Below are 22,502 nucleotides of genomic sequence, written 5' to 3'. Positions count from 1 at the left end.
GACAGAGTGACGATTGCCACCACTTCGGACCCATGAAAGCTGTGTTGACAGAGCGCCCGCACGGCGCGCGACACCGATTTCGGTCACCAGCACCTTCGTTGTTCAACTCGCGAGAAATCACCGGATACCGGCCCGATACTGACTGAGAACGGTGCTATTCACAGCGCTTTTATGCGGTCCATCGATGATATACGACAGATGGTACGCCTGGTCGTCGCCAGTCTCGTGCTGGTTCTCTTGCTAGGCAGCGGTGCCGCGCCGCTGGCGGTGGCACAGCCGACCGACGAGAGCGTCGGCGTCCAGACGCCTGACAGGTTCGACCGGACGACGTTCCAGGTCACGCTGTATCAGAACGGGTCCGCGGAGTGGGCTATCCTCCATCGGACCCCACTCACGAACGAATCCGAGCAACAGCAGTTCGAGGAGTTCGCCGCAGAGTTCGAGCAGTCAGAGCAGCCATTATACCAGAACTTCGTCAAGCAGTCAACGCTGCTGACGCAGTACGGGACAAACGTGACCGGCCGGAACATGAGTGCGACCAACTACGACCGGTCGGCGACGGTCGACCCGCTCCAGAACACTGGTACGGTGAAAATGTCGTTCCGCTGGCACAATTTCGCGGTCGTCGAGGGCGATTCAGTGGTTGTCAGCGACGTGTTCGACGGTGGGTTCTACATCGGGTCGAGCCAGTCGTTCGTCTTTGAGCGCGGCCCCGAACTGACGTTCGTCGATGTCCGGCCGGAACCGGACTCACAGAGCGCTCCCGACTCGCTCGAAAACAGCGAGAGCGTCACGTGGAACGGCGAGCAGTCGTTCAACGACCGCCGGCCCTACGTGGAACTGCAACCGCGCGAAACCGGGCAGAGCGCTGGTACTGAGCAGCGCACCACAGCAGGAGGGGACACACCTGCCGAGGCTGCCGGTGGGGCGTCGTGGATGCTCCCGGCCGCCATCGTCGGTCTCATTGTCGTTGCTGGCGGTGTGGCCGCGTGGCGGTCCGGCGCGCTGGGAGGGGTGCTGGGAACCGACAACGACGAACCGCCTGCTCCGACACCGTCGGCTACAGGCGACACTGAGCAGCCGTCGACGGCTCCACCGACCGATACGGCAACGGACACCGACACAACGGACGAACCGGCCGTCTCTGACGAGGAACTACTCACCGACAGTGACCGCGTCCGCAAGCTGCTGGAGGAGAACGGCGGCCGGATGAAGCAAGTGGACATCGTCGACAGCACCGACTGGTCGAAGTCGAAGGTGAGCATGCTCCTCTCGGACATGGAAGACGACGGCGACATCTCGAAGCTCAGGGTCGGCCGCGAGAACATAATCAGCCTCGCTGGTCAGGAACCCGACGCCGCTGGGTCACCGTTTGACGACGAGTGATACGGTCGGCTGTGGATACGTGGGCATTTCGCTACCGCAGAGAGCTGGTAATAGTTACACCAAACAGTATGATAAACCAGCACAGGGCAGGGCTGAAACGCAATGATTATACGTATCTCCTCGCTACAAACTTGTGTACGCTCCGTTGGTGTAGTCCGGCCAATCATATCACCCTCTCACGGTGATGACTAGGGTTCAAATCCCTGACGGAGCATTTCTCTGCGATTCAACGAATACACAGTGACCGCTGTCTGTGACCGACAGTATTTGTGTCTCCCAGTCCAATCAGGCGGTATGCGCGTCGCGGTAGTCACCGTCGGAGACGAACTGCTCAGTGGCGAGACGGTCAACACGAACGCTGCGTGGCTGGGACAACAGCTCGCGGAGCGCGGCGTCACTGTCGGGCGGACGACGGTCGTCCCCGACGAGATCGCGGACATTGCCCGCGTGGTCAACGAGTACCACGCGGAGTTCGACGCCGTCATCGTCACCGGCGGCCTCGGACCGACGCACGATGACAAAACCATCGAAGCCGTCGCCGCGGCGTTCGGGCGAGACGTCGTCGAGAGCGAGGACGCTCTCGCGTGGCTGGAGGAACACGGCGGGTACACGCGCGACGACCTGACCGATGGCACCGGCGAGGTGCCGGAGGGGTCCCGTGTCTTGCCTAACCACGAGGGCGTCGCGCCCGGCTGTGTCGTCGAGAGCTGTTACGTCTTGCCGGGCGTGCCGGCCGAGATGAAGCGGATGTTCGAGGAGGTCGCCGACGAGTTCACCGGCGAGCAGCGGTACGTTCGCACTGTCGACGCCGATGAGCCCGAGAGCGCGCTGCTCGACCGACTCGCGGAGGTGCAGGAGCAGTTCCCGGTCAAGGTCGGTAGCTATCCGGGCGACCACGTGACCGTCCGGTTCGAGGGGACAGAGGAGACGCTGGTCGAGGAGGCAGCAGCGTGGTTCAGCGAGCGCGTCGACTCGCCAACGGCGGAGTGACTATCGGTAGAGGTGGTTCAGCCAGAGAAACGTAAGCAGCAGGCCACCGAGCGTGATGACTGCGCCGGACGCGTTGATAATTCCTGTCTGGACGCCACTCTGGAGTACGACTGACATAGCTGTGCGTTCTGCGTGGGGTGGCTTGAAAGGCACGCTCCCGGGCCGCTTTTGCCGCAGGGTCGCGTAGTGACGGCGAATGCGACGAATCGGTGTCGTGGTCAACCCCATCGCCGGCATGGGCGGCCGCGTCGGCCTCAAGGGCACTGACGGGAAGGTTGCGGAGGCGCGCCGCCGCGGTGCGGAGCAACGCGCACCGGACCGCGCACGGACTGCGCTGGAATCGCTCGCCGAGATTGGGGCGGCTGTGGAACTGCTCACGTACGGTGACCCGATGGGGGCGGATATCGCTCGCCAAGCGGGGTTCGATCCGACCGTCGTCGGCGCTCCAGCAAGCGCCAACGAGACAAGCAGCGAGGACACCCGAGATGCAGTCCGGGCGTTCGTCGAGGCGGACGTGGACGCGATCCTGTTCGTCGGCGGCGACGGAACGGCTGTCGACGTCGCCACGACCCTCGATGAACTGCACGCTGACATCCCGATTCTGGGCGTTCCGGCCGGTGTTAAGGTGTACTCCTCCGTGTTCGGCGTGTCGCCGCGCGCGGCCGGGCGAATCGTCGCCCGCTTCTCCGAGACGGAGCGCGCGGAGGTCAACGACATCGACGAGGACGCCTTCAGGGGCGGGGAGGTGGTCACTGAACTCCGGGCCGTCGCGGAGGTCCCCGTCGCCGACCAGCGACAGTCCGCCAAGCAACTGGGCGGCGGGACCGTTGAATCGCTCGCCGAGAGCGTCGCCGACGCCGCCGACCCGGATGTCACCTACGTCCTCGGGCCGGGGAGCACTGTCGGCGCTATCAAGGAACAGTTCGGGTTCGACGGAACGACACTCGGTGTAGACGTGTGGCGCGACGGCGAGGTGCTTGCCAGCGACGCCGCCGAGTCGGACATTCTCGATGCTCTCGGCGACCGAAACATCATCGTCGTTTCGCCCATCGGCGGACAGGGGTTCGTGTTCGGCCGGGGAAATCAGCAGCTATCGCCGGCAGTCATCAGGCAGTGTGACCTCGAAGTGGTCGCCTCGCGTCGGAAACTGGACGGCATCGGCACGCTCCGTGTCGACACTGGCGACCCGGAGTTAGACGAGGAACTGCGCGGCTGGCTGCGGGTTCGCGTCGGGCGTCACGAGCGGAGACTTGTCGAAGTAGTCTGACGCTTCCACAGTCGAGGACAACAAGCCATGATATATCGCCCGCGGTATTTTATCATGTATAGTCAAGATTAAGGTATCTCACGCCCCACAAAGGACATATGGAAACACGGAAAGTACAGCGATTGGGGCCGTCGACGCTCGCGATGACGTTGCCGGCGGAGTGGGCCAGTGCGCACGACGTCGAAAAAGGCGACGAGGTGTCGCTACGGATGGGCGGCAAAGGCACGCTGACAGTCATGCCCGAGTCCGTCCAGACCGAAGAGTCAGAGGCTATCATCCACGCGGAGAACCTCGATGCTGCGTCTGTCGAGCGGGCTATCGTCGCCCAGTACGTGCTCGGCCGGCGCGTCATCCACGTCGAAGCCCCAGAGGGCGAGACGCTGGAATCCTCACACATCAACGCCGTCTACAACGCCGAAACCCAGCTGATGGGGCTCGGCGTCATCGAGGAGACACCCGACAGGATCGCGATTCGCTGTTCCGTCGACCCGGAGGACTTCACGCTCAACAACCTCCTCGAACGGCTGGAATCGACCGGCTCGACGATGCGAAACGAGGCGGTGAAGTCACTCGCCCACGGCAACCCCGACCTCGCCCAGCGGGCGCTCAACCGCGAGCGCCAGGCCAACAAGATTTTCGTCCTGCTACTGCGGCTCATCTTCACGGCCTACCAGAATCCGAACCTCGCGCGGGCTATCGGCCTCAACGACGGCTTCCCGCTTATCGGCTACCGCTCGATTGCGAAGAATCTCGAACTGACGGCGGACAACGCCGAGGACATCGCCGAAATCGCGCTGGAGACCGACGACCACTCCCTCAACGTCGACAGTTCGACGATGCGGCGTATCCGCGAGTTCACTGATCAGGTCAACGACATCACTGAGCTGGCGGTACAGGCAGCCGTCGACCGCAACTACGACACCGCGATTCAGGTCCGCGAGCTGTACAAGGATATCGGCGACAAGGAACACGAAATCCTCGACGATCTGCCCGAAATGGATAACGAGGCGCTGCTGGAAGTGCGCGAAGTGCTCGTCAGTCTCCAGCAGACCGCCGAGTTCGCGGTCCGGAGCGCCGAGATTGCGACGAACCTCGCGCTCAACGAGGAGTCCGAGCACACGACCATCGAGTGAGATGGCTATCGCTGCCCGCGATTGCGGTTCGCAGCGACAGTCCCGTTTTCTGGACTCTGTCATCAGCTGATTAAACCGGTTCACTACCGCCACCGGCTGTTATAAAAACAGTACTGGCTACCCGAGGAGGCCGCTGTCGTCTGTCTCGGTTTCAGTCGGCGTGGCCGTTTCAGTTTCGGTCTCCGTTTCCGTCGCTTCGCCATCAAGCAAGCCATCATCCGTCTCTGTGCCCCCGTCGCCAAGCAGTCCGCCGTCTGTTTCAGTTTCTGTGGGGGTCGGTGTTGGGGTCGCCGTCGGCTCGTCGGCTGTCGAACTGTCGGACCTGTCGCTGGAGCCGTCAGCAGTCCGATTACCGGTCGGGTACTGCGCTTTGTTGCCGAAGATGTCCGTCTCGATGTCCTGCTGGTAGTCGATGGCATTTAGGTCGACCCTGAACTGCTCGCCGCCGCCCTCGACCACGAGGTAGAAATCGATGTAGAGGTCTGTCCGCTGGTTTCGCCGGAGGTGGCTCACCCACCAGCGATCCAGATTTTCGTTCTGGATCGCGGTGTTCGCTTCGAGTGTCGTTTCCGCCCCGGGCGAGAGGACGTAACCGCGATCCGTTTCGCCCTCGCCGACGGTTACGTCGTTCATCCTGATGGTGTACCCGACTTTGGTAATCGTGTACGGGTACGGCTTTGGGTTGTACACGTCGAAGGCGAGGTTCAGCGGCGTCTCGGACTGTGTGAGATTCGTCTGGTCCCACGCGCCGCGAGTCTCGTTGATGTAGAGGACAGGGTCCGACACGAGCGGCTGGTTCGCTTCGACGGGGCGCGTCTCACTACTGTTGAACTGGCTGAGGAGGTCCGTCTCGATAGTCCGGTCCTGACTAAAGGACACTGACCGACCGCCGAGCGTCGAGGACCGAACGGTAGCGTCGATACCTACGGTCGTCGTCTCGCTGTTGTCGATATGGGTGACCCACCACGGCGGGATACGGTCGTTCTGCATCTCGGTGGTGAACGGCAGCGTCGAGTTGCCGGTACCAAGCCCGACGCCCTGCTTGGTCCCCTGTGCCATCTCGACGCCGTTCATCGAGATCGTGTAATTGACCCCAACACCGCCCAGTTGGATGCCGACGGGGTTGGGGTTGGTCACAGTCAGGTTCGTCGCCACGGTGGTCGTCCGGTTTGACACGTCCGCGAAGTGGTTGTCAACGGACGCGACGCTCGGTGTCCCCAGAACACCGAGCGCGACACTGCCTCCTGCGACAGCGGCGACCGCGACAATCAGCACACCAACTATTTTCAACTTTCCCATAATTGTACACCCATCTTCGACGGGTCGATATATGTCCTGTGGCCCCAGCCCGAATGAACTAAGTGGGCAACACCGAAAGCGTCGTACATGAGTTCCAAGGCGTCCAAAAGCGACATGGGGATGGGGCTGGCCCTGCTGTTCGGGCTCGTCTCGGTCGGCGCGGCCCTGTTCACAGCTACTAACAGCTACAACTACGCAGTTTTGCACGCACAGGAGCTTGAGACGGGGAACCTGCTCGTGACGTCCGGCGGCGCGTTCGGGGTCGCGATGCTCGCCGCGGCCGTGGCTATCGTGGCGATACACGCCTACGACGCCTGATACCGGTATCAGCTGCGAGACTGTGAAGGGAACCGTTAAAAACGCTGAGACCGTATCTCTTGTATGGCCGATTACAGCGAGGAAGACCGACGCATTCTCGAATATCTCCGGGACAGCGTCTCGCGCGGGGAGAGCTACTTCCGCGCGAAGAACATCGCTGAGCAGCTCGGCCTCTCGTCGAAGCAAGTGGGTGCGCGACTCCCACGCTTAGCTGAAGAGGCCGACGAGGTCGAGATCGAGAAGTGGGGGCGCGCACGGTCGACGACGTGGCGCGTCACGCCGACTGGATAGCCGCAGCCGGATTTTGCACACTGTTACAATCGGTGGATTCATCGGCCAGTAGTCCTCAGTACCTTCCATGACTGTCCGGGTCGAACGAACGATGACTGTGCCGGCCACACCGGAACGTGTCTGGGAATTCATCACCGACCCGGATAAACGGGCCCAGCCGATTAGTGTCGTCACTGACTGGGATATCATCGACGACACACACGCGAACTGGTCGATCGAACTCCCGATTCCGGTGGTCAACCAGACGATGACGGTGAAAACCGAGGACGTCGAACAGCGTCGCCCGGAGTACGCTCGCTTCATCGGTCGCTCGAAGGTGATGACCGTTCAGGGCGAACACGAACTCGAAGAGACAGCCGACGGCGGCACGAAGCTGACGAACCGGTTCATCGTCGACGGCAAGCTCCCGGGCGTCGAGCGGTTCTTCAAGCGGAACCTCGATGACGAGATGCAGAACCTCGAACAGGCGCTGCGGGACGACCTCGAAGTCGAAGCATGAGGCTCACACTCGCCCAGATAGACGTGTCGTCCGGTTCGGTGGCCGAGAACGTCGGCCGCGCGACGACCGCCATCAGGGACGCGGCCGCGGACGGCGCGGACCTCGTCGTGCTTCCGGAACTGTTCAACGTCGGCTATTTCGCGTTCGACCGATACGCCCGCGAAGCGGAGGGGCTGGACGGCGAGACGCTCAGTCGAATCCGTAGCACCGCTGCGGACCACGACGTGGCTGTGTTGGCCGGGAGCGTCGTCGAGGACCTGGCGACGAGTGCCGAGGCCGGGTTCGACGTGCCCGCCGATGACGGACTGGCGAACACCGCCGTATTCTTCGACCATGACGGGGAGCGACGGGCAGTGTATCGCAAACAGCATCTGTTTGGCTACGACTCCGCGGAATCTCAGCTAATGGTGCCGGGTGAGACGGTTCCGACTGTCGACTTCGAGGGGTTCACTGTGGGAGTCACCACCTGCTACGACCTCCGGTTCCCGGCGCTGTACCGCCACCTCGTCGATAAAGGCGTGACGCTGACACTCGTGCCCAGTGCGTGGCCGTATCCGCGCGTCGAGCACTGGAAACTGTTCGGTCGCGCCCGCGCAGTCGAGAACCAGCTGTACGTCGCCGCAGCGAACGGCGTCGGGGAGTTCGAGGACGCGGAGCTGCTGGGGCGGTCGACGGTGTACGACCCGTGGGGAACGACGCTCGCCAGCGCCGATGACCACCCCGCGCTGGTGACTGCCACCCTCGACCCCGCCCGTGTCGAACAGGTGCGCGAGGAGTTTCCGGCGCTTGCGGACCGCCGAACGGACTGGGCGTAACTGCAGTCGCTGTTTGACAAAAAGCGGTTTTTGAGCGTCCGCTGTCATTATACCGTCGTCAGGACGATTCCATCCCGTATGGTTTCGCGAGTTAGGGTCCTCGCTGTCGTCGCCCTCATCCTCCTTGCCGGCTGTGCTGGTCTGGGTGGGAGCGGCGACGCAGGCGGGGCACAGGGCGGCGGTGACGGCGCACAGATGTCCGGCGGTGACGGCGGCTCAAGTCAGCCCGTCGAAGCGGACCAAGGCGCGGGCGCTGGCGATGCAGAAAACATTCAGGCCGGTGACGCGGCGGCCGACCGGGCCATCATCCGAAACGGCCGGATGGTCGTCGAGGTGGAAAACTACTCGACCACGGCCGATGCAATCGCCGCCCGCGCTCGCACGTCCGGCGGGTACGTGAGCGACTCCAACCGCGAACTCCACCGCGACGACGGCGAAACGTGGTACACCGGATACATTGTCGTCAGAGTGCCAAGCAAAGAGTACGAGCCGACCCAATCGATGGTGGCCGAACAGGGGACGGTCCGCTCCGAAGAGACGACGACGAAAGACGTGACCGACAAACTGGTGGACCTCGAAGCGCGGCTGACCAACCTCCGGGAGCGCCGCGACCGATTGCGGACCTTCTATGACCGGGCAAACAGCACGGAGGAACTGCTCCGTATCGAGGAAGAGCTGTCGTCCGTTCAGAGTGACATCGAACGTCTCGAAGCTCAGAAACGCTCACTCGAACAGCGGGTCGCCTATTCGACGCTACGCGTCGAAATCCACGAGCCAGCCCCGGAACCGTCGGCGCAGCAAGTGCCGTACCACGAGCGGTCGCTGGTCGCTGCGTTCCTCTCGTCAGTCACAGATGTGTACGTGTTCACCCGAGGCCTGCTGGTGACTGCCGCGAGCCTCGCGCCGTGGCTCGTCGTTCTCGCCGTTCCAGTCGTCGGCGGCCGGCGACTCCTTCGCAGTCGGTCGCTCCCGCTGCTGGGCCAACGGGGCGGGTCGGAATCAACTACAGCGGACGACGATAATAGCGGTGACGACCCACAGCAGGAACCCACTGCCGAACCGACTGAAGAGTCTCCGGACGACGACGCGTAGTCGGAACCCGACAACCGGGCCTTTTTTGCGTGTCGACTCGCTACGAGTAGCTGCCGGCAAGGCGCTTTTCACGTCGATGCCGGCGTTAACGCCCGTCTCGCTGCTCGGCCACTCGGCGTCGCTCGTCCGCCAAGGCTGTCCGGACAGCCTTTTCACTCCTCTCCCGGAGTCGACCCTTTCGCCTCTCCTCGCCTTTCAGATGACCGCGCCAGAAGATACCACTCACCAGCAGTTGCGGTAAAACGGCGTAACCCGACCGTGTCGCTCGTGGCTACCGCGCGCGTTCCCGTTCCAGCGCTTCGCTGAAGTGTGCGAGCGTAATCGTCACTTCATCGGCGTTCTCGGTGGCTTCTTCAGGCCCGTAGGCGGACGCCACCTCCCGGATGGCCAACATCGACGCTTCACGGACGACGGCCTCCAGTTCTGCGCCAGAGAAACCGTCAGTCTCCTCGGCGAGGTCTCCGATATCGATGTCAGAAGCGAGCGGTTTCCCGGTGGTGTGGACGGCGAGAATCTCCTCGCGGGCCGTCCGGTCGGGGTTCGGGACCTCGACGTGCTGTTCGAGGCGGCCCGGCCGCAGTAGCGCGTCGTCGATCATGTCCCGGCGATTGGTCGCGGCCAGCACGACCAGATTGGGGTTTTCGGTGATGCCGTCCAGTTCGGCAAGCAGTTGCGAGACGACGCGCTCGGTAACTTCGTTGCCCTGGCCGCGGTGGCTGGCGATGGCGTCGATTTCGTCGAGGAAGATGATGCTCGGGGCAGTCTGTCGCGCGCGCTCGAACAGTTCCCGGACGGCTTCCTCGCTCTCACCGACGTAGCGGTCCATGATTTCCGGGCCGGCGACGTGAATGAAGTTCACATCGCTCTCGCCGGCGACGGCTCTGGCGAGCAGCGTCTTGCCGGTCCCCGGCGGGCCGTACAGCAGGATGCCGCTCGGTGGGTCGGTGTTCGTCGCGGTGAACAGTTCTCCGTACGACAGCGGCCACTCGATGGCTTCCGTCAGCGTCTGTTTGACCTCGGACAGGCCGCCCACGTCGTCGAACGTCGCCGTCGGCGACTCGGCGACGTACTCCCGCATCGCGCTGGGGTCGACGGTGGCGAGTGCACTTTCGAAGTCGTCCTGGTGGACATCACCGTCATCGCGGTCCGCCCGGAGTGCGGCCATCGCGGCTTCAGTGGTCAGCGACGCGAGGTCCGCCCCGACAAAGCCGTGGGTCTGTGCGGCGATGCGGTCCAGATCCACGTCCTCGTGGAGCGGCATGTCCCGCGTGTGAACATCCATGATCTCGCGACGGCCGCCCTCGCCGGGGACGCCGATCTCGATTTCGCGGTCGAAGCGGCCGCCGCGGCGCAACGCCGGGTCGATGGCGTCGACGCGGTTCGTCGCCCCGATGACGACGACCCGACCCCGGTCTTCGAGGCCGTCCATCAGTGTGAGTAACTGGGCGACGACGCGGTTCTCCATGTCGGCGTCTTCGTCACGAGAGCCCGCGATGGAGTCGATTTCGTCGACGAAGAGGATAGCCGGCGCGTTCGCCTCGGCCGTCTCGAAGGCCTCGCGCAGGCGCTCCTCGCTTTCGCCCTTGTACTTCGAGACGATTTCGGGGCCGGAGATGGTGTCGAAGTAGGCGTCGACCTCGTTGGCGACGGCGCGGGCGATGAGGGTCTTGCCCGTTCCGGGCGGGCCGTGGAGCAGGACGCCGCTCGGGGGGTCGATGCCCAGTCGGCGGAACTCCTCGGGCTCCGAGAGGGGCATCTCGATCATCTCGCGGATGCGGTCCAGTTCCTCGTCGAGGCCGCCGATATCCTCGTAGCTCACCCCGGACTCCGTCTCGGCGGTCGGTGTGTTCGCCGCTGTTACCTCATCAGATGACGACTGGCCGGTATCGCTGCCGCCGTCGAGACCGGGCAGCACAGTCACTGCCGTCGTGCCGGTGACCCGAACCGGCCCCGAGGGTGATGTCTTGCGGACGAGGAACGTGCCCAGCCCCTCGATGTGGGTCCGCTCGTCGGCCTGAATGATCTGATCGACGAGGCGTTTCCTGACCAGACTCTCGTAGTCCTCGCTGCCCGGCATCGGTTCGACCGGCTGGACGGCAATCTCGGTGGCCTCGGAGACCGACCCGCTGGTCACCGTGACCGTGTCACCGATGTTGACGCCGGCGTTCGCTCGGGTGTCCGAGTCGATGCGGACGAACGAGCCGTCGTCGTCGGCCGGCCAGACCTTCACGACGGTCCTGTCGTCGCCCTCAATGATGACGGGCGACCCGCTCAGCACGCCCAACTCAGTCCGTGCGGACTCCGGCAGTCGCGCGATACCACGCCCGGCGTCGCGCTTGTTCGCACCCTCGACTGTGAGTTCGACACCGGCGTCAGTGGCCCCGCTCATGCCGCCTTCTTGCAATCCGACTCCCTTGAGGGTTCCCGTTGTGTTGCGGGAAAATAATATACGGGCGGCCGTCGGAATCTCTGGTATGGTTGTCCAAACAGAGCGAGACGAGGTCACGTGGTACAAGTGCGAGACCTGTGGCCTGATGTTCGACGACCAGAACGACGCGCGCCAACACGAGGAGAACTGTGACGACGAAGACCCGTCCTACATCCAGTAACAGTCCTCGTTCCGCGGTCACGTCCCCCGGACGCAGATTCACGCCTCGACGATTTCGAAGCTCCGCTCGCCGAGTTCGTCCTCTTCGAAGACGAACACGCGGCCGTTCGTCACGTCGTAGTCGACCTCGACCTGCGTCCGCATCGCGTTGTCCCTGACCGTGACCCCCGGGAACAGTTCGTCTTCCTCGCCGTCGTCGAGGATAACCCGTCCGACGCCCGTCTCTTCGAGGATATCGTCGTGGGTCCGGAGGTCGTTGACGTACACGAGGATCCCTGACGTCTCCGTCTCGTCGGTAATCAGTACGTGCGTGTCCTTACCCGGCGCAGTCTGAATGCTCCCCTCGACCGCCGTTGGGACGCCGTGATAGAACGCCTGGCGGCCGTCGAGGTACTCCACGACGACGCCGTCCTCGGTCAGCTCGACCGAGACGGTGTCCGGTGCGATGTCCGACCGGTTGCTCATACTGCCAGTTCCGGCGGCGCGCTCAAAAGTGACGCGTTGTTGGTTTCGACCAGCGGTCGCCCGGCGGCCCGCGTCGGCGACGGGTGCGAAAGGGACTAGTGACTCGCCTGTCTCCGTCTCAGCATGACGAAGACCCTCGTCGTCGGTCTCGACGGTGCGAGCTGGGAGCTGCTCGACCCGTGGATCGAGGCCGGTGAGCTCCCGAATCTGGCTGCGCTACGGGACAGCGGAACGTGGGCGGGGACGCGAAGCTGTCTGCCGCCAGTCACGTTCCCGAACTGGAAGTGTTACTCCTCGGGGAAGGACCCCGGCGGATTCGGCGTGTTCTGGTTCGAGAACGTCGACCTCGCCGCGGGCGAAATCAACGTGATGAACGGCGGCGACTACGACACCGCCGAGCTGTGGGACTACCTCAACGACGATGGGCAGTCGGCCGGCGTCGTCAACATGCCGACGATGTACCCGCCGCGGGACATCGACAACCTTGTCGTTGCCGGCGGCCCGGACGCCGTCGAGGGCGAATACCGGTCGATCAGCTCCGGCTACACGTCACCGCCTGAACTGGCCGAGGAACTTGAATCCCGCTTCGATTACAGCGTCCACCCGGACCCGCTGCTGTCCTCGAACGATGAACGCGGTGCGGAGGTCGACGCCATTCTGGACCTGCTGGAGAAGCGGTTCGAGGTCGCGACGACACTCATGGACGAGCGGGACCTCGATTTCGTCCACGTGACGCTGTTTTACCTCAATGTCCTGCATCACTTCTTCTGGGACGACGAGCCGAGCCTGCGCGCGTGGCAGCTCGTCGACGAGTGGGTCGGCCGACTGGACGACCGAGAGGACCTGAACCTCGTCCTGATGTCCGACCACGGCTGCGACGCGACTCAGACGGAGTTCTACATCAACGAGTGGCTGGCCGAGAACGGCTATCAGGTCCGGGACACGAGCGTCGACGCCCTGTTGACCCGGGTCGGGCTCGACCGCGAGAACCTGCTCGCGGTGGCAAAGCGGGCCGGACTGGTGGACACGCTCGCCCGCGTCGTCCCGGAATCCATCCAGCAACTGGTCCCGCAACGCGATGGCGTCAAGCGGGACCGGAAGCTCGAAGCCATCGATCTAGAGCGGACGAAGGTCGTCGCCAGCGGCCAGGGGCCGGTGTATATCAACCCCCGGTTCGACGTGGACTCGGTCCGTGAGTCACTGATGGCCGACCTGCGCGAGGTCGAGGACGAACACGGCCCGCTGTTTACCGACGTGTACCGGGGCGAGGACGTGTACAACGGTCCCTACGTCGACGCCGGCCCGGAGGTCGTCGTCGACCAGCGCCCGGGCGTCCACGTCAATGATGGCATCGGCGGCGGGACCGTCCAGAGCGGCCCGGACCGCTGGGCGGCCGAGAACACGCCCCACGGCATCTTCGCCGCGAAGGGGCCGGATTTCGAGCCACAGGGCGAACTCGACCGTATCAGCATTCTCGATATCGCGCCGACGCTGCTAGCTGCCCACGGCTGTGCGGTGCCAACGGACATGCGCGGCGAGGTACTCCCGGTGTTCGCCGAGGACCATGCCGTCGGCGAGCGCGACCCGCTCAGCATCGCGGACGCGCTCGGGAGCGATGACGGCGACGCCGTCGAAGACCGCCTGAAGCAACTGGGATACATGGAGTAGCTGCGGCCGTGTCAGCGACTGGCGTCGAATGAGTGAACCCAATGGGATAAGTAGCCGCTCCCGATACACTCCGGTATGGTTAGCATCGATCTGAACAACAGCCAGCGAACGATGCTTACGACGCTGGTAAACAGGTATCAACAGACCGGTGAGGCGGTCACCGGAGAGACAATCGCCGAGGAGATTGACCGGAACCCCGGAACCGTCCGGAACCAGATGCAGAGTCTGACCTCGCTGGGACTTGTCGAAGGCATTCCCGGCCCGACGGGCGGATACAAGCCGACCTCCGAGGCCTTCGACGCAATCGACCGCCAGCAGATCGACGAGGCCGAGAGCGTCGTCGTCGCTCACGACTACGAACGGGTCGACGTCACTGTCGAGGAGATCAACTTTACCAACGTCCACGACCCGGAGAAGTGCCGCGCCCGGTTCCACCTCCAGAGTTCGGTACAGGACTTCAGTGAAGGCCAGGCAGTCATTCTCGGCCCGACACCGATTTCGAAGCTCGTCGTCGCCGGAACGGTTGTCGCCGTCGACGAATCGAACAGCGAAATCCTCCTCGACGTCGCGAAGATCGAAGCACCTGTGGAAGAACCGGAGACATAAGGGTTCCGTGCGACCGCGTCGCGTCCTGCTGCGCCTTCAGGGGTCGACGCGGTCGATCCACAGCGTCGGCGACTCTATCTCGTCTTCAGTGGGAAGGGTGTCCGGTGAGTCCCAGACACGCCCGGCCGCGGCGACGCCGCGGGCGTCAGCGACTGTGTCGAAAAACGCCTTTCCACGTTCGTACTGCTGGCGTTTCATGCCGAGACCGAGCAGTCGGCGCATGAGCGACGCGATAGGGCCACGCCCCTGTCGACGCTCGTCGACTTTCCGCCGCAGGTCATCGTACTGGTCGTCGAAGGCACGGTCCATCAGCAGTTCCGCGTACCCCTCGACAGCGGTCATCGTCGTATCGAGTTCGCCAAGCGTCGCCCGGTCGATATTGCCATCGGTGAGGTTGTCGATAGCGTCTTCCATCGCCGTTTCGAGGTGGTCAGAGAGCCACGGGGCCGCGCCGAACTCCGCCGCGTGGGTGACTTCGTGGAAGGCAATCCAGCGACGGAAGCGGTCCCGCTCGACGTTCAACTGGTCGGCGACTCGGTGGATGTTGGGGCGCACGAAGTACAGCGCGTGGGCGTCGTTATCAGCGAGCAGGACCGGGTCGTACTGACCCAAGACGTTGTTCCCGAGGAAAGATAGTGCAACGGCCATCGACCCGGTGTTGACCATGCGGGCGATGCCGGGCATGTACTCGGCCTGCTGTTCGATCGGCTCCATCACGCGACTGAACGTCGCGACGTTGGCGTCGATCCAGTGGTGGCGGTTCTGGATCTCAACAGTCTCGGGCAGGTCAAAGGCGAGGTCACCGACCTCTCGAACGCGGTCTCTGGCGTCCCGAACGTCGGTCGCGTAGCCGTCGCGTTCGGGCGTCTCGACGGTGAGGTCGCCTGTGTCAGTGGCCCCCTTTGCGGCGTCGGCGACAGCACTCCAGTCGATGGGGCCGTCGCCGGTCGCGCCGGCGACAGCCTGTACACTGTGGTATAATCCCATACGTCTGAAATGTGGCGGGAGAAAATAGGCCTTCTCCCTGTGAAAACGACTCCCCGCGTCCGGTTCGGAAGCGAGGCCTATCCGCTACAGGTCGCCATCGCTGTCAGCAGCGTCTTCGGACCCGCCGAGATACAGGCGCAGAACGAGCGCCACAACTGCGACGACACCGAGTATCACAAGTGCGAGGCGAGCGACACTGGTGCCACTGCCGCCTTCTGCGTCCGTTTCGTCGCTCGATCTGTCCGTCCGCGACCACGACGACTTGCTGTCTGAGTCGTTGTCACCGTCGTCGGCGCTGAACGGAGCGTTCGCAGTGAACTCCGCACCGTCGAGATGTACTTCGAGGAATGTGAATTCTGCCATAGTGACAGTTCGACGCCACGGTTCTTAGCCGTGGCGGTACCGGGCTACGCCGGCCGGTGCCATCCGTGTGCAGTCCGCTGTTTTCATGACCACGGGGTATCTATACCGCCTATGGACACACGACGACGAGAGTTCCTCGAATCCCTTCTGACAACGCCCGGCCCGTCTGGATACGAGGCCGACAGCCAGCGGGTGTGGCTCGACTACGTCAGCGAGTTCGCTGACGAGGTCCGAACGGACGACTATGGGAACGCTGTCGCGAAGGTCGACGGTGGCGACACGACCGTCGCGCTCGCGGGCCACGGCGACGAGATCGGGTTCATCGTTCGGGACTTCACTGACGACGGCTTCGTCAAGCTGGGCCGTATCGGCGGTTCCGACAAGACTGTTTCGCGTGGGCAACACGTCACCATTCACACGGCCGATGGTCCCGTCTCGGGTGTCGTGGGACAGACCGCGATTCACCTGCGCGACCCTGACGACGATTCCGTGCCGGAGATTGCCGAACAGCACGTGGACGTGGGTGCAGCGGACGGCGACGAGGTGGAATCGCTCGTCGACCGTGGCGACCCGGTGACGTTCGTCCAGACGCTGAGCGAACTGGAGAACGGCCGCCTCGCTGCACGGGGGATGGACAACCGTATCGGTATCTGGGCGGCTGCCGAGGGGCTCCGCCGCGCGGCAGAGTCGGGTGCAGACGCGACCGTGTACGCTGTCTCTACAGTCCAGGAGGAGGTCGGCGTGCAGGGCGCGAAGATGGTCGGGTTCGACCTCGCGCCGGACGTCGCTATCGCTGCTGACGTGACTCACGCGACGGACGCACCGGGCTCGCCCGGCAAGGCCGAGACGGGTGTGGAACTCGGCGAAGGACCGGTCGTCGCCCGGGGGAGCGCGAACCATCCGGTCGCCGTTGACGCCCTCAGAGAGACGAGCGAGGCCGAGGCCATCGACATCCAGTTGCAGGCGACGGGCACCCGGACCGGGACTGACGCGGACGCCTTCTACACCTCACGAGGCGGCATCCCGTCGGTCAACGTCGGCCTGCCGAACCGCTACATGCACACGCCGGTCGAGGTTATCGACCCCGACGACCTCGACGCGCTCGCGGACCTGCTGGCTGGGTTCGCTGTCCGAGCGGCCGACCGAGCGCCGTTTAGCGTCGACGTGTAGGATATCGGAACAGTGGTGGCAGTGCCATCGCGCAAACGGTACGTTTAAGCGGCCATCACTATCCAAACCGTACATGAGTGGACGACCGCTGGATGTACTCGAAGCGTCCCTCGGTGAGACAGTCACCGTACAGCTGAAGGGTGGCGAGCTGTTCGAGGGGGAACTCACCGGCTACGACCAACACATGAACCTCGTCGTCGAGGATGAAGACACAACGATTATACGCGGCGATAACGTCGTCTCAATTACTCCATGACTGGCGCAGGAACTCCGAGTCAGGGCAAGAAAAACACCACGACGCACACGAAGTGCCGACGGTGTGGTGAAAAGTCGTATCACACGAAAAAGAAGGTCTGCTCGTCGTGCGGTTTCGGCAAGTCGGCCAAGCGGCGTGACTACGAGTGGCAGTCGAAAGCGGGCGAATAACACACTCAACACAAATGCACGAGAAGTGCGGCGTTGTTGGCATCTCTTTGAAGGACCGTGACGCCGCCCGACCGCTTTACTACTCCTTATACGCGCTTCAGCACCGCGGCCAGGAATCAGCCGGTATCGTCACCCACGACGGCTTCCAGCAGTACAGCCACGTCGAAATGGGACTCGTCGGTGACGCCTTCGACCCCGGCGATCTGGAGGCGCTCAACGGCTCGAACGGTATCGGCCACGTCCGATACCCGACCGCCGGGAGCGTCAACGCCTGCTGTGCCCAGCCCTTTTCGGTCTCGTTCAAATCGGGGTCGCTTGGGCTGTCCCACAACGGGAATCTCGTCAACGCCGACGAGATCGGCGACGAACTGGCCGACCTCGGTCACGCCTTCACCTCGGACGGCGACACCGAGGTTATCGCCCACGACCTCGCGCGTAATCTCCTGGAGGAGGATCTGGTTCGGGCCGTCAAGCGGACGATGAACCGCATCCACGGGTCGTACTCGCTGACCATCATGCACGATGAGACGGTGCTGGGCGTCCGCGACCCGCAGGGCAACCGACCGCTGTGTATCGGCGAACTCGAGGACGGGTACGTGCTGGCCTCCGAGTCGGCCGCCATCGACACGCTCGACGGCGAACTGATCCGGGATGTCAAGCCCGGCGAACTCGTCGTCCTGCACGCCGACGGGACCGGCTTCGACACCTACCAGCTCATCGAGCCAGAGAACACGGCGCACTGTTTCTTCGAACACGTTTACTTCGCGCGACCGGACTCGACCATCGACGAGAACCTCGTCTACGAGGTCCGGCGCGAACTGGGCCGGAAACTCTGGGCGGAGTCCGGCGTCGACTCGGACGTGGTGTTGCCGGTGCCTGACTCCGGGCGTGCGTTCGCCTCCGGATACGCCGAAGCCGCACAGGACGACGGTTCGGACATCGAGTTCGCCGAGGGGCTGATGAAAAACCGGTACGTCGGCCGCACGTTCATCATGCCTACTCAAGACGAGCGCGAGCGGGCCGTCCGACTGAAGCTCAACCCGATCAAGTCGACTATCGAGGGGAAAAGCGTCACCATCATCGACGACTCTATCGTCCGCGGGACCACTTCGACGCAACTGATACAGTTGCTGAAAGACGCCGGTGCCGAAGAGGTCCACGTCCGCATCGGCGCGCCGCCCATCGTCGCGCCCTGTTACATGGGCATCGACATGGCCTCCCGGGACGAACTCATCGCCGGGAACCAGTCCGTCGACGAAATCCGCGAGGAAATCGAGGCGGACTCGCTGTCGTATCTCTCCATCGACGCCATCGCAGAGACGCTTGACAAGAGCCAGACTGACCTCTGTCTCGGCTGTGTCACCGGCGAATACCCCTACGACATCGAGGGCGAGGCGACGGACCGCGACGTTGCCCGCCCGGATATCGGCACGCAGTCGAGGCCGGCTGACGACTAGCGTCGTCGGTGCAGACTGTCACCACATTTTTGCACAGTCCGAGCGAGGAATCGCGCATGCCAGGGCCGTCCTTCCTCGCAACCGACCGCACTGCCCTCCGGTCTCCGGAGCGAGACGACCTCGACTGGATACAGCGGGTGTTTCACGACGAGCAGGTCTGGGGGCTGGGGACGTACGCCCGGCCGCCGACCACCGACCAGATGGAGACCTACTACGAGGAAACGCTTTCCGACGAGGACTCGGTCCATCTACTGGTCTGTATCGACCCGGACGGGAACCCCGGGCCAGTCGAGGACCGAACTGAGCCGGTCGGACTCGTCGCCATGACGGATCACGACCCGGAGCGGGGCACAGCCGAACTGGCCTACTGGCTCGACCCGGGGGCCTGGGGTCAGGGGTACGCCACTGAGGCAGCGGGCAGGCTGGTCAAGTATGGCTTCGACCAGCGGGCGCTCCGGAAGTGGTCGGCGAAGATCGTTGGCGGGAACGACCGTTCCATCGCAGTGGTCGACCGACTGGGATTCAGCAAAGAAGGCACGCACCGGGCGGAGTGGTATCTCGACGGCGCGTGGCGAGACATGGTGTGGTTCGGCCTGCTCCGAGCGGAGCGCGACTAGTCCTCACCAGACCAGATACAGCATCGTGTACACGGCGATACCCATCGAGAAGGAGATCAGCCACAGCCCCGCGGCCAGCTTTCCGGCCCGCGGGTGGTTCGTCGACGGCAGTTCAGAAACGGGGTACGTGTAGGCCAGAAGCAGGACGTAGTACACCGCCGGGATGGCGATGATGGCAAGCAGGATGTGGATGGCGAGAAACGGCAGGTAGAAGTACGTCTCGACGACCGACGGACCGGTGAAGTCCGTTGGCCCTTCGAGCGTTATACGATAGAGATACAGCACGAGAAACAGGGCGAACAGGCCAAACGAGGAGAGCATCAGCTTCCGGTGTCGGGCAACGTTGCCGCGGCGGATTGCTCGAACGCCACCGACGATGGTGCCGATAGCGAGGGCGCTGACCACAGCGTTGGCGTGGGGGATCGCCCCGAGCACGCTCGCGGGCGCAGTGGGGAGCGCCGACCGGGGAATCGCCCCGAGAACGGCCCCAAACACGAGCGCGAGCGACACGACCGTCAACAGGCCAGTGAGTGCTGGCACGCGATACCGAGCCTGAAGATCCATACCGTAACTCCGGACTGGATGCAAAATACGGTTTCGAGTCACGCACGGCGAGGCGAGGTCGCTATGTGGGTTTCGCTGACGGCCGCTCAACACCGGTTACGTGCAGCCGGACCCGCCCCGTCGGTTCGTTAGAAAGGGCGATTTCCCACTCGTGGCCCTGTGCGATTTCCCGGATCACGGCGAGATGGAGTCCGACACCCTCGTCACTGGAGGCGTAGTAGAGTTCAAACGGTCCCTTCTGCCCCACCTCTAATGGGGCGCTGTCGTGTTCAAGGGCGAATCCGTCGGCCGCATCGGTGATGGTTATCGTCCCGGTGTCACCCTGCTCCGTGGCGAGCCGAAAGAAGTTCTCCGCAAGCTGACGCAGGCGGTTGCTATCGGCCAGTATCGTCTCGGTACAGTCGATTTCGATGGTCGATCCATCGGTGTCGACTGTCGTCCATGCGTCCGCCATTACGTCGGAAAGGGTGACTGGCTCGACGGTGTACTGTCGGCCGCCCTGTCGGGCGATCTCCATGAGGTCGTCGATGAGAAACGACATCCGGGTGTGGCTGCGCTGGATGGCGTCGAACTCCTCGGCGGCGTGTTCAGCGGCTAGCAGTTCGACCCGTCCCATCGCTGCCTGCAGCGGGTTCCGGAGTTCGTGTGAGATTATCTGTGCAAGCTCTCGGAGTCGCTCTTTCTGCCGCTCGAGTTCCGTCGTCCGCTGCTTGAGCGCGTCTTTCGTCTGGCTGGCGTCGATAGCCAGCGCGATGTTGTGACCGACTTCCCTGAACGTATCCTGTTCTTCCGCGTCGAAGATATCGACACTGTCAGCGTATACTCCGAGGACACCGTACGAATCCCCATCGTACACCAGTGGGACAGCGAGAATTCGGGTGCAGTCCGTCTCCAGTGCCTCTGTGTCATCTGCGACCGTTGCCGGGTCGATGTCTGCAACGACCAGTCGGTTTTCTGACTCAGCGCGGCGCAACGGGTCCGGTTCGGTAATAGAAACGTGGTCACGCTGTGACCCCAGCGCTCGAACGACCGGCCTGTCGTACTGACAGGTCACCGTACAGGCCTCACTGTATCTGGTCGTGCCCGCCAGAACCGCCGTGACATCGCGTTCGATATCCATCCGCGACTGTGAGCGGACGAGCGCCTGATTGACTAGCCGGACGGCCTCGTTGAGCTGCTTTCGCTTGGTCGCCCGCTGCCGGGCCGGACTGGAGGCGACAGCGGCATCGACCTGTGCCAGAAGTCGCTGGTGGGCATCGTTCACCGTACTCGGAACGTAGCCAAACACGTCGCGGCTGTAGGCTTCGCGGGCGATGTCGCCGTTTGTCACCTCGGCAAAGAGGACGACTGGAAGTTCGGGATGGCTCTCCCGCAGCCGTTCGATAACCGTCAGCCCACCGAGATACTGTGTCCCGTCCGGGTTCTCCACTTCGCAGTTCGTGACGACGCAGTCCGTGTCGTAGTCCTCGAGCGCACACTCCAGATCACGAACCCCGTCAAATTCGTTGACGGTGAGACCACTGTCCCGGAGCATCGAAATCGCGGCCCTGTCCTGACTCGGACTCCGGACGAACAGGACGGTGGGCTGTGACTTCATCACCCTTCCGAGGAGACACACACATAAAGAAGTTACACCATAACTGTCTCTGCCGATGACAGTTCCCGTCTCAGCGCCGCTCACTCCCAATTCAGGGGACGATTTATACCCGTGGCACCGAATTCTCTGCTGATGGCACAATCGGGACTGGAAATCCACCGGACCCAATCGGCAGTCATCGATGCGATGCAATCACTTATTGACAGTGCTGCGGAGAGTCTCACGATTGCGGTCCCGAAATCGGTCCTCCCTGCGTTTGTACCCCAACTCAACGCCGCTATCGAGCGGGACGTGCTGGTGTTGTTGCTGGTTCACGGCGATGCGACTGCACCGACGCCTGCATATAATGATATCGCGACGGCGGTCAGGACAATCGAGAGCGGCATTACTCCATTGCTCGCGACTGCGGATATGCAGCGCGGGCTCACTGGGCACTCCAGACTGCTGACTGACTCGATGGGAGAACATCAGGCGACTGCATTCGATAACGAGAACCTCGCACACGATGAGTTCACGATGTTTCTCGGCAGTCACTGGCTGATGGGGACGGAATGCTACGTCGCAGACGTGTGTGCGTTCCCGCGGACGTTCTCCGCGTTTCAATTTGCAGTACTCATGGCGGCGCTGGCGCTACGGGCAGGGACGCCGATCACTGCTCGCGCCCATGTCCTCTCGACGACGGACCGCACTGAGACAACGATATCAGGACCCGTGATAAATGCCCGGCAGAGTCTCGTCTATCCCGCATCGAGCAAGAATCCGGCCGAACGGTCGCTCACCATCGACACTGATTCGGGACCGGTCACTGTCGGCGGGGCCGGTGCGACAAAGGAAGCCTACGAATGTCTCGAAATCACGCTCGACAGATCTGACGACGATTGACA

At 63.3% G+C, this 22,502-nt stretch carries 25 protein-coding genes and 1 tRNA gene; 19 read left to right on the top strand and 7 right to left on the bottom strand.

Features of this window, described 5'->3' with window-relative positions; translation table 11 throughout:
* Positions 1–171 precede the first annotated feature (171 nt).
* The 5 genes from AMS69_RS11085 to AMS69_RS11065 all read left to right on the top strand — a co-directional run bounded on the left by AMS69_RS11085 (position 172) and on the right by AMS69_RS11065 (position 4,776).
* Entirely contained in the window at positions 172–1,386 is a 1,215-nt protein-coding gene (locus AMS69_RS11085; RefSeq protein WP_053968136.1) for a helix-turn-helix transcriptional regulator, read from the top strand.
* A gap of 139 nt (positions 1,387–1,525) precedes the next feature.
* A tRNA-Glu gene (locus AMS69_RS11080) sits at positions 1,526–1,600 on the top strand.
* An 80-nt stretch (positions 1,601–1,680) separates the two neighbouring features.
* A complete protein-coding gene (locus AMS69_RS11075; protein ID WP_053968135.1) occupies positions 1,681–2,376 on the top strand; it encodes a competence/damage-inducible protein A in 696 nt (231 codons plus the stop codon).
* A 196-nt stretch (positions 2,377–2,572) separates the two neighbouring features.
* The gene (locus AMS69_RS11070; protein WP_053968134.1) at positions 2,573–3,643 is read left to right on the top strand and encodes an ATP-NAD kinase family protein; all 1,071 of its coding nucleotides are present in this window, start codon (positions 2,573–2,575) and stop codon (positions 3,641–3,643) included.
* Between the two features lie 98 nt (positions 3,644–3,741).
* On the top strand, positions 3,742–4,776 hold the full coding sequence (locus AMS69_RS11065; RefSeq protein WP_004592822.1) for a phosphate uptake regulator PhoU: 1,035 nt from the start codon (positions 3,742–3,744) through the stop codon (positions 4,774–4,776).
* 117 nt (positions 4,777–4,893) lie between these two features.
* Here AMS69_RS11065 and AMS69_RS11060 read toward each other — a convergent pair whose 3' ends face one another.
* Complete coding sequence (locus tag AMS69_RS11060; protein WP_053968133.1) at positions 4,894–6,075, bottom strand: LEA type 2 family protein; 1,182 nt, start codon at positions 6,073–6,075, stop codon at positions 4,894–4,896.
* A gap of 87 nt (positions 6,076–6,162) precedes the next feature.
* On the opposite strand from AMS69_RS11060, the gene AMS69_RS11055 reads away from it, so the two are divergent.
* From AMS69_RS11055 to AMS69_RS11035, 5 genes are all read left to right on the top strand, one after another.
* On the top strand, positions 6,163–6,393 hold the full coding sequence (locus AMS69_RS11055; RefSeq protein ID WP_238378383.1) for a DUF7525 family protein: 231 nt from the start codon (positions 6,163–6,165) through the stop codon (positions 6,391–6,393).
* A 63-nt stretch (positions 6,394–6,456) separates the two neighbouring features.
* Positions 6,457–6,684, top strand: coding sequence for a DUF7123 family protein (locus AMS69_RS11050; RefSeq protein WP_004592831.1), 228 nt, complete (start codon positions 6,457–6,459; stop codon positions 6,682–6,684).
* Between the two features lie 67 nt (positions 6,685–6,751).
* Complete coding sequence (locus tag AMS69_RS11045) at positions 6,752–7,183, top strand: SRPBCC family protein (protein ID WP_053968131.1); 432 nt, start codon at positions 6,752–6,754, stop codon at positions 7,181–7,183.
* Complete coding sequence (locus AMS69_RS11040) at positions 7,180–7,998, top strand: carbon-nitrogen family hydrolase (protein WP_053968130.1); 819 nt, start codon at positions 7,180–7,182, stop codon at positions 7,996–7,998. Before AMS69_RS11045 ends, AMS69_RS11040 begins: the two co-directional genes overlap by 4 nt.
* Positions 7,999–8,076: 78 nt before the next feature.
* Positions 8,077–9,090 carry a DUF4349 domain-containing protein gene (locus AMS69_RS11035; protein ID WP_053968129.1) on the top strand — a complete coding sequence of 338 codons (1,014 nt, stop codon included), beginning with the start codon at positions 8,077–8,079 and terminating at the stop codon, positions 9,088–9,090.
* A gap of 271 nt (positions 9,091–9,361) precedes the next feature.
* Here the strand turns inward: AMS69_RS11035 and AMS69_RS11030 are convergent, their stop codons facing one another.
* On the bottom strand, positions 9,362–11,479 hold the full coding sequence (locus tag AMS69_RS11030) for a CDC48 family AAA ATPase (RefSeq protein WP_053968128.1): 2,118 nt from the start codon (positions 11,477–11,479) through the stop codon (positions 9,362–9,364).
* A gap of 85 nt (positions 11,480–11,564) precedes the next feature.
* On the opposite strand from AMS69_RS11030, the gene AMS69_RS21105 reads away from it, so the two are divergent.
* A complete protein-coding gene (locus AMS69_RS21105; protein WP_053968127.1) occupies positions 11,565–11,699 on the top strand; it encodes a DUF7128 family protein in 135 nt (44 codons plus the stop codon).
* 38 nt (positions 11,700–11,737) lie between these two features.
* On the opposite strand, the gene AMS69_RS11020 is transcribed toward AMS69_RS21105, so the two are convergent.
* Positions 11,738–12,163, bottom strand: a complete 426-nt coding sequence (locus AMS69_RS11020; RefSeq protein ID WP_053968126.1) for a DUF5796 family protein — start codon at positions 12,161–12,163, stop codon at positions 11,738–11,740.
* A 123-nt stretch (positions 12,164–12,286) separates the two neighbouring features.
* Here AMS69_RS11020 and AMS69_RS11015 point away from each other — a divergent pair, with 123 nt between their 5' ends.
* Together AMS69_RS11015 and AMS69_RS11010 are read left to right on the top strand one after the other, a co-directional pair.
* The gene (locus tag AMS69_RS11015; protein WP_053968125.1) at positions 12,287–13,831 is read left to right on the top strand and encodes an alkaline phosphatase family protein; all 1,545 of its coding nucleotides are present in this window, start codon (positions 12,287–12,289) and stop codon (positions 13,829–13,831) included.
* A gap of 75 nt (positions 13,832–13,906) precedes the next feature.
* Positions 13,907–14,437: an Rrf2 family transcriptional regulator gene (locus AMS69_RS11010; RefSeq protein ID WP_053968124.1), complete on the top strand. Its 531-nt coding sequence runs from the start codon at positions 13,907–13,909 to the stop codon at positions 14,435–14,437.
* 36 nt (positions 14,438–14,473) lie between these two features.
* Here the strand turns inward: AMS69_RS11010 and AMS69_RS11005 are convergent, their stop codons facing one another.
* Both AMS69_RS11005 and AMS69_RS11000 read right to left on the bottom strand, forming a co-directional pair.
* Positions 14,474–15,424, bottom strand: coding sequence for a zinc-dependent metalloprotease (locus AMS69_RS11005; RefSeq protein ID WP_053968123.1), 951 nt, complete (start codon positions 15,422–15,424; stop codon positions 14,474–14,476).
* An 84-nt stretch (positions 15,425–15,508) separates the two neighbouring features.
* Positions 15,509–15,787, bottom strand: a complete 279-nt coding sequence (locus AMS69_RS11000) for a hypothetical protein (protein WP_053968122.1) — start codon at positions 15,785–15,787, stop codon at positions 15,509–15,511.
* A 111-nt stretch (positions 15,788–15,898) separates the two neighbouring features.
* Between AMS69_RS11000 and AMS69_RS10995 the strand changes: the two genes are divergently transcribed.
* The 5 genes from AMS69_RS10995 to AMS69_RS10980 all read left to right on the top strand — a co-directional run bounded on the left by AMS69_RS10995 (position 15,899) and on the right by AMS69_RS10980 (position 19,457).
* Entirely contained in the window at positions 15,899–16,957 is a 1,059-nt protein-coding gene (locus AMS69_RS10995; RefSeq protein WP_053968121.1) for a M20/M25/M40 family metallo-hydrolase, read from the top strand.
* Between the two features lie 73 nt (positions 16,958–17,030).
* A complete protein-coding gene (locus tag AMS69_RS10990; RefSeq protein WP_004517917.1) occupies positions 17,031–17,213 on the top strand; it encodes an LSM domain-containing protein in 183 nt (60 codons plus the stop codon).
* A complete protein-coding gene (locus tag AMS69_RS19715) occupies positions 17,210–17,383 on the top strand; it encodes a 50S ribosomal protein L37e (protein WP_004517916.1) in 174 nt (57 codons plus the stop codon). Before AMS69_RS10990 ends, AMS69_RS19715 begins: the two co-directional genes overlap by 4 nt.
* A gap of 14 nt (positions 17,384–17,397) precedes the next feature.
* The gene (gene purF / locus AMS69_RS10985) at positions 17,398–18,840 is read left to right on the top strand and encodes an amidophosphoribosyltransferase (protein WP_053968120.1); all 1,443 of its coding nucleotides are present in this window, start codon (positions 17,398–17,400) and stop codon (positions 18,838–18,840) included.
* 56 nt (positions 18,841–18,896) lie between these two features.
* Entirely contained in the window at positions 18,897–19,457 is a 561-nt protein-coding gene (locus AMS69_RS10980; RefSeq protein WP_053968119.1) for a GNAT family N-acetyltransferase, read from the top strand.
* Between the two features lie 3 nt (positions 19,458–19,460).
* On the opposite strand, the gene AMS69_RS10975 is transcribed toward AMS69_RS10980, so the two are convergent.
* Both AMS69_RS10975 and AMS69_RS10970 read right to left on the bottom strand, forming a co-directional pair.
* Positions 19,461–20,021, bottom strand: coding sequence for a DUF420 domain-containing protein (locus AMS69_RS10975; RefSeq protein ID WP_053968118.1), 561 nt, complete (start codon positions 20,019–20,021; stop codon positions 19,461–19,463).
* A gap of 61 nt (positions 20,022–20,082) precedes the next feature.
* Positions 20,083–21,618 carry a hybrid sensor histidine kinase/response regulator gene (locus AMS69_RS10970; protein WP_053968117.1) on the bottom strand — a complete coding sequence of 512 codons (1,536 nt, stop codon included), beginning with the start codon at positions 21,616–21,618 and terminating at the stop codon, positions 20,083–20,085.
* Between the two features lie 129 nt (positions 21,619–21,747).
* Between AMS69_RS10970 and AMS69_RS10965 the strand changes: the two genes are divergently transcribed.
* The gene (locus AMS69_RS10965; protein WP_053968358.1) at positions 21,748–22,500 is read left to right on the top strand and encodes a TrmB family transcriptional regulator sugar-binding domain-containing protein; all 753 of its coding nucleotides are present in this window, start codon (positions 21,748–21,750) and stop codon (positions 22,498–22,500) included.
* Positions 22,501–22,502: the final 2 nt, after the last annotated feature.

It is taken from the genome of Haloarcula rubripromontorii (assembly GCF_001280425.1).
Classification (GTDB): domain Archaea; phylum Halobacteriota; class Halobacteria; order Halobacteriales; family Haloarculaceae; genus Haloarcula; species Haloarcula rubripromontorii.
Note: the sequence above shows the minus strand (reverse complement) of the source record. Positions and strands in the feature narration are given on the sequence as shown.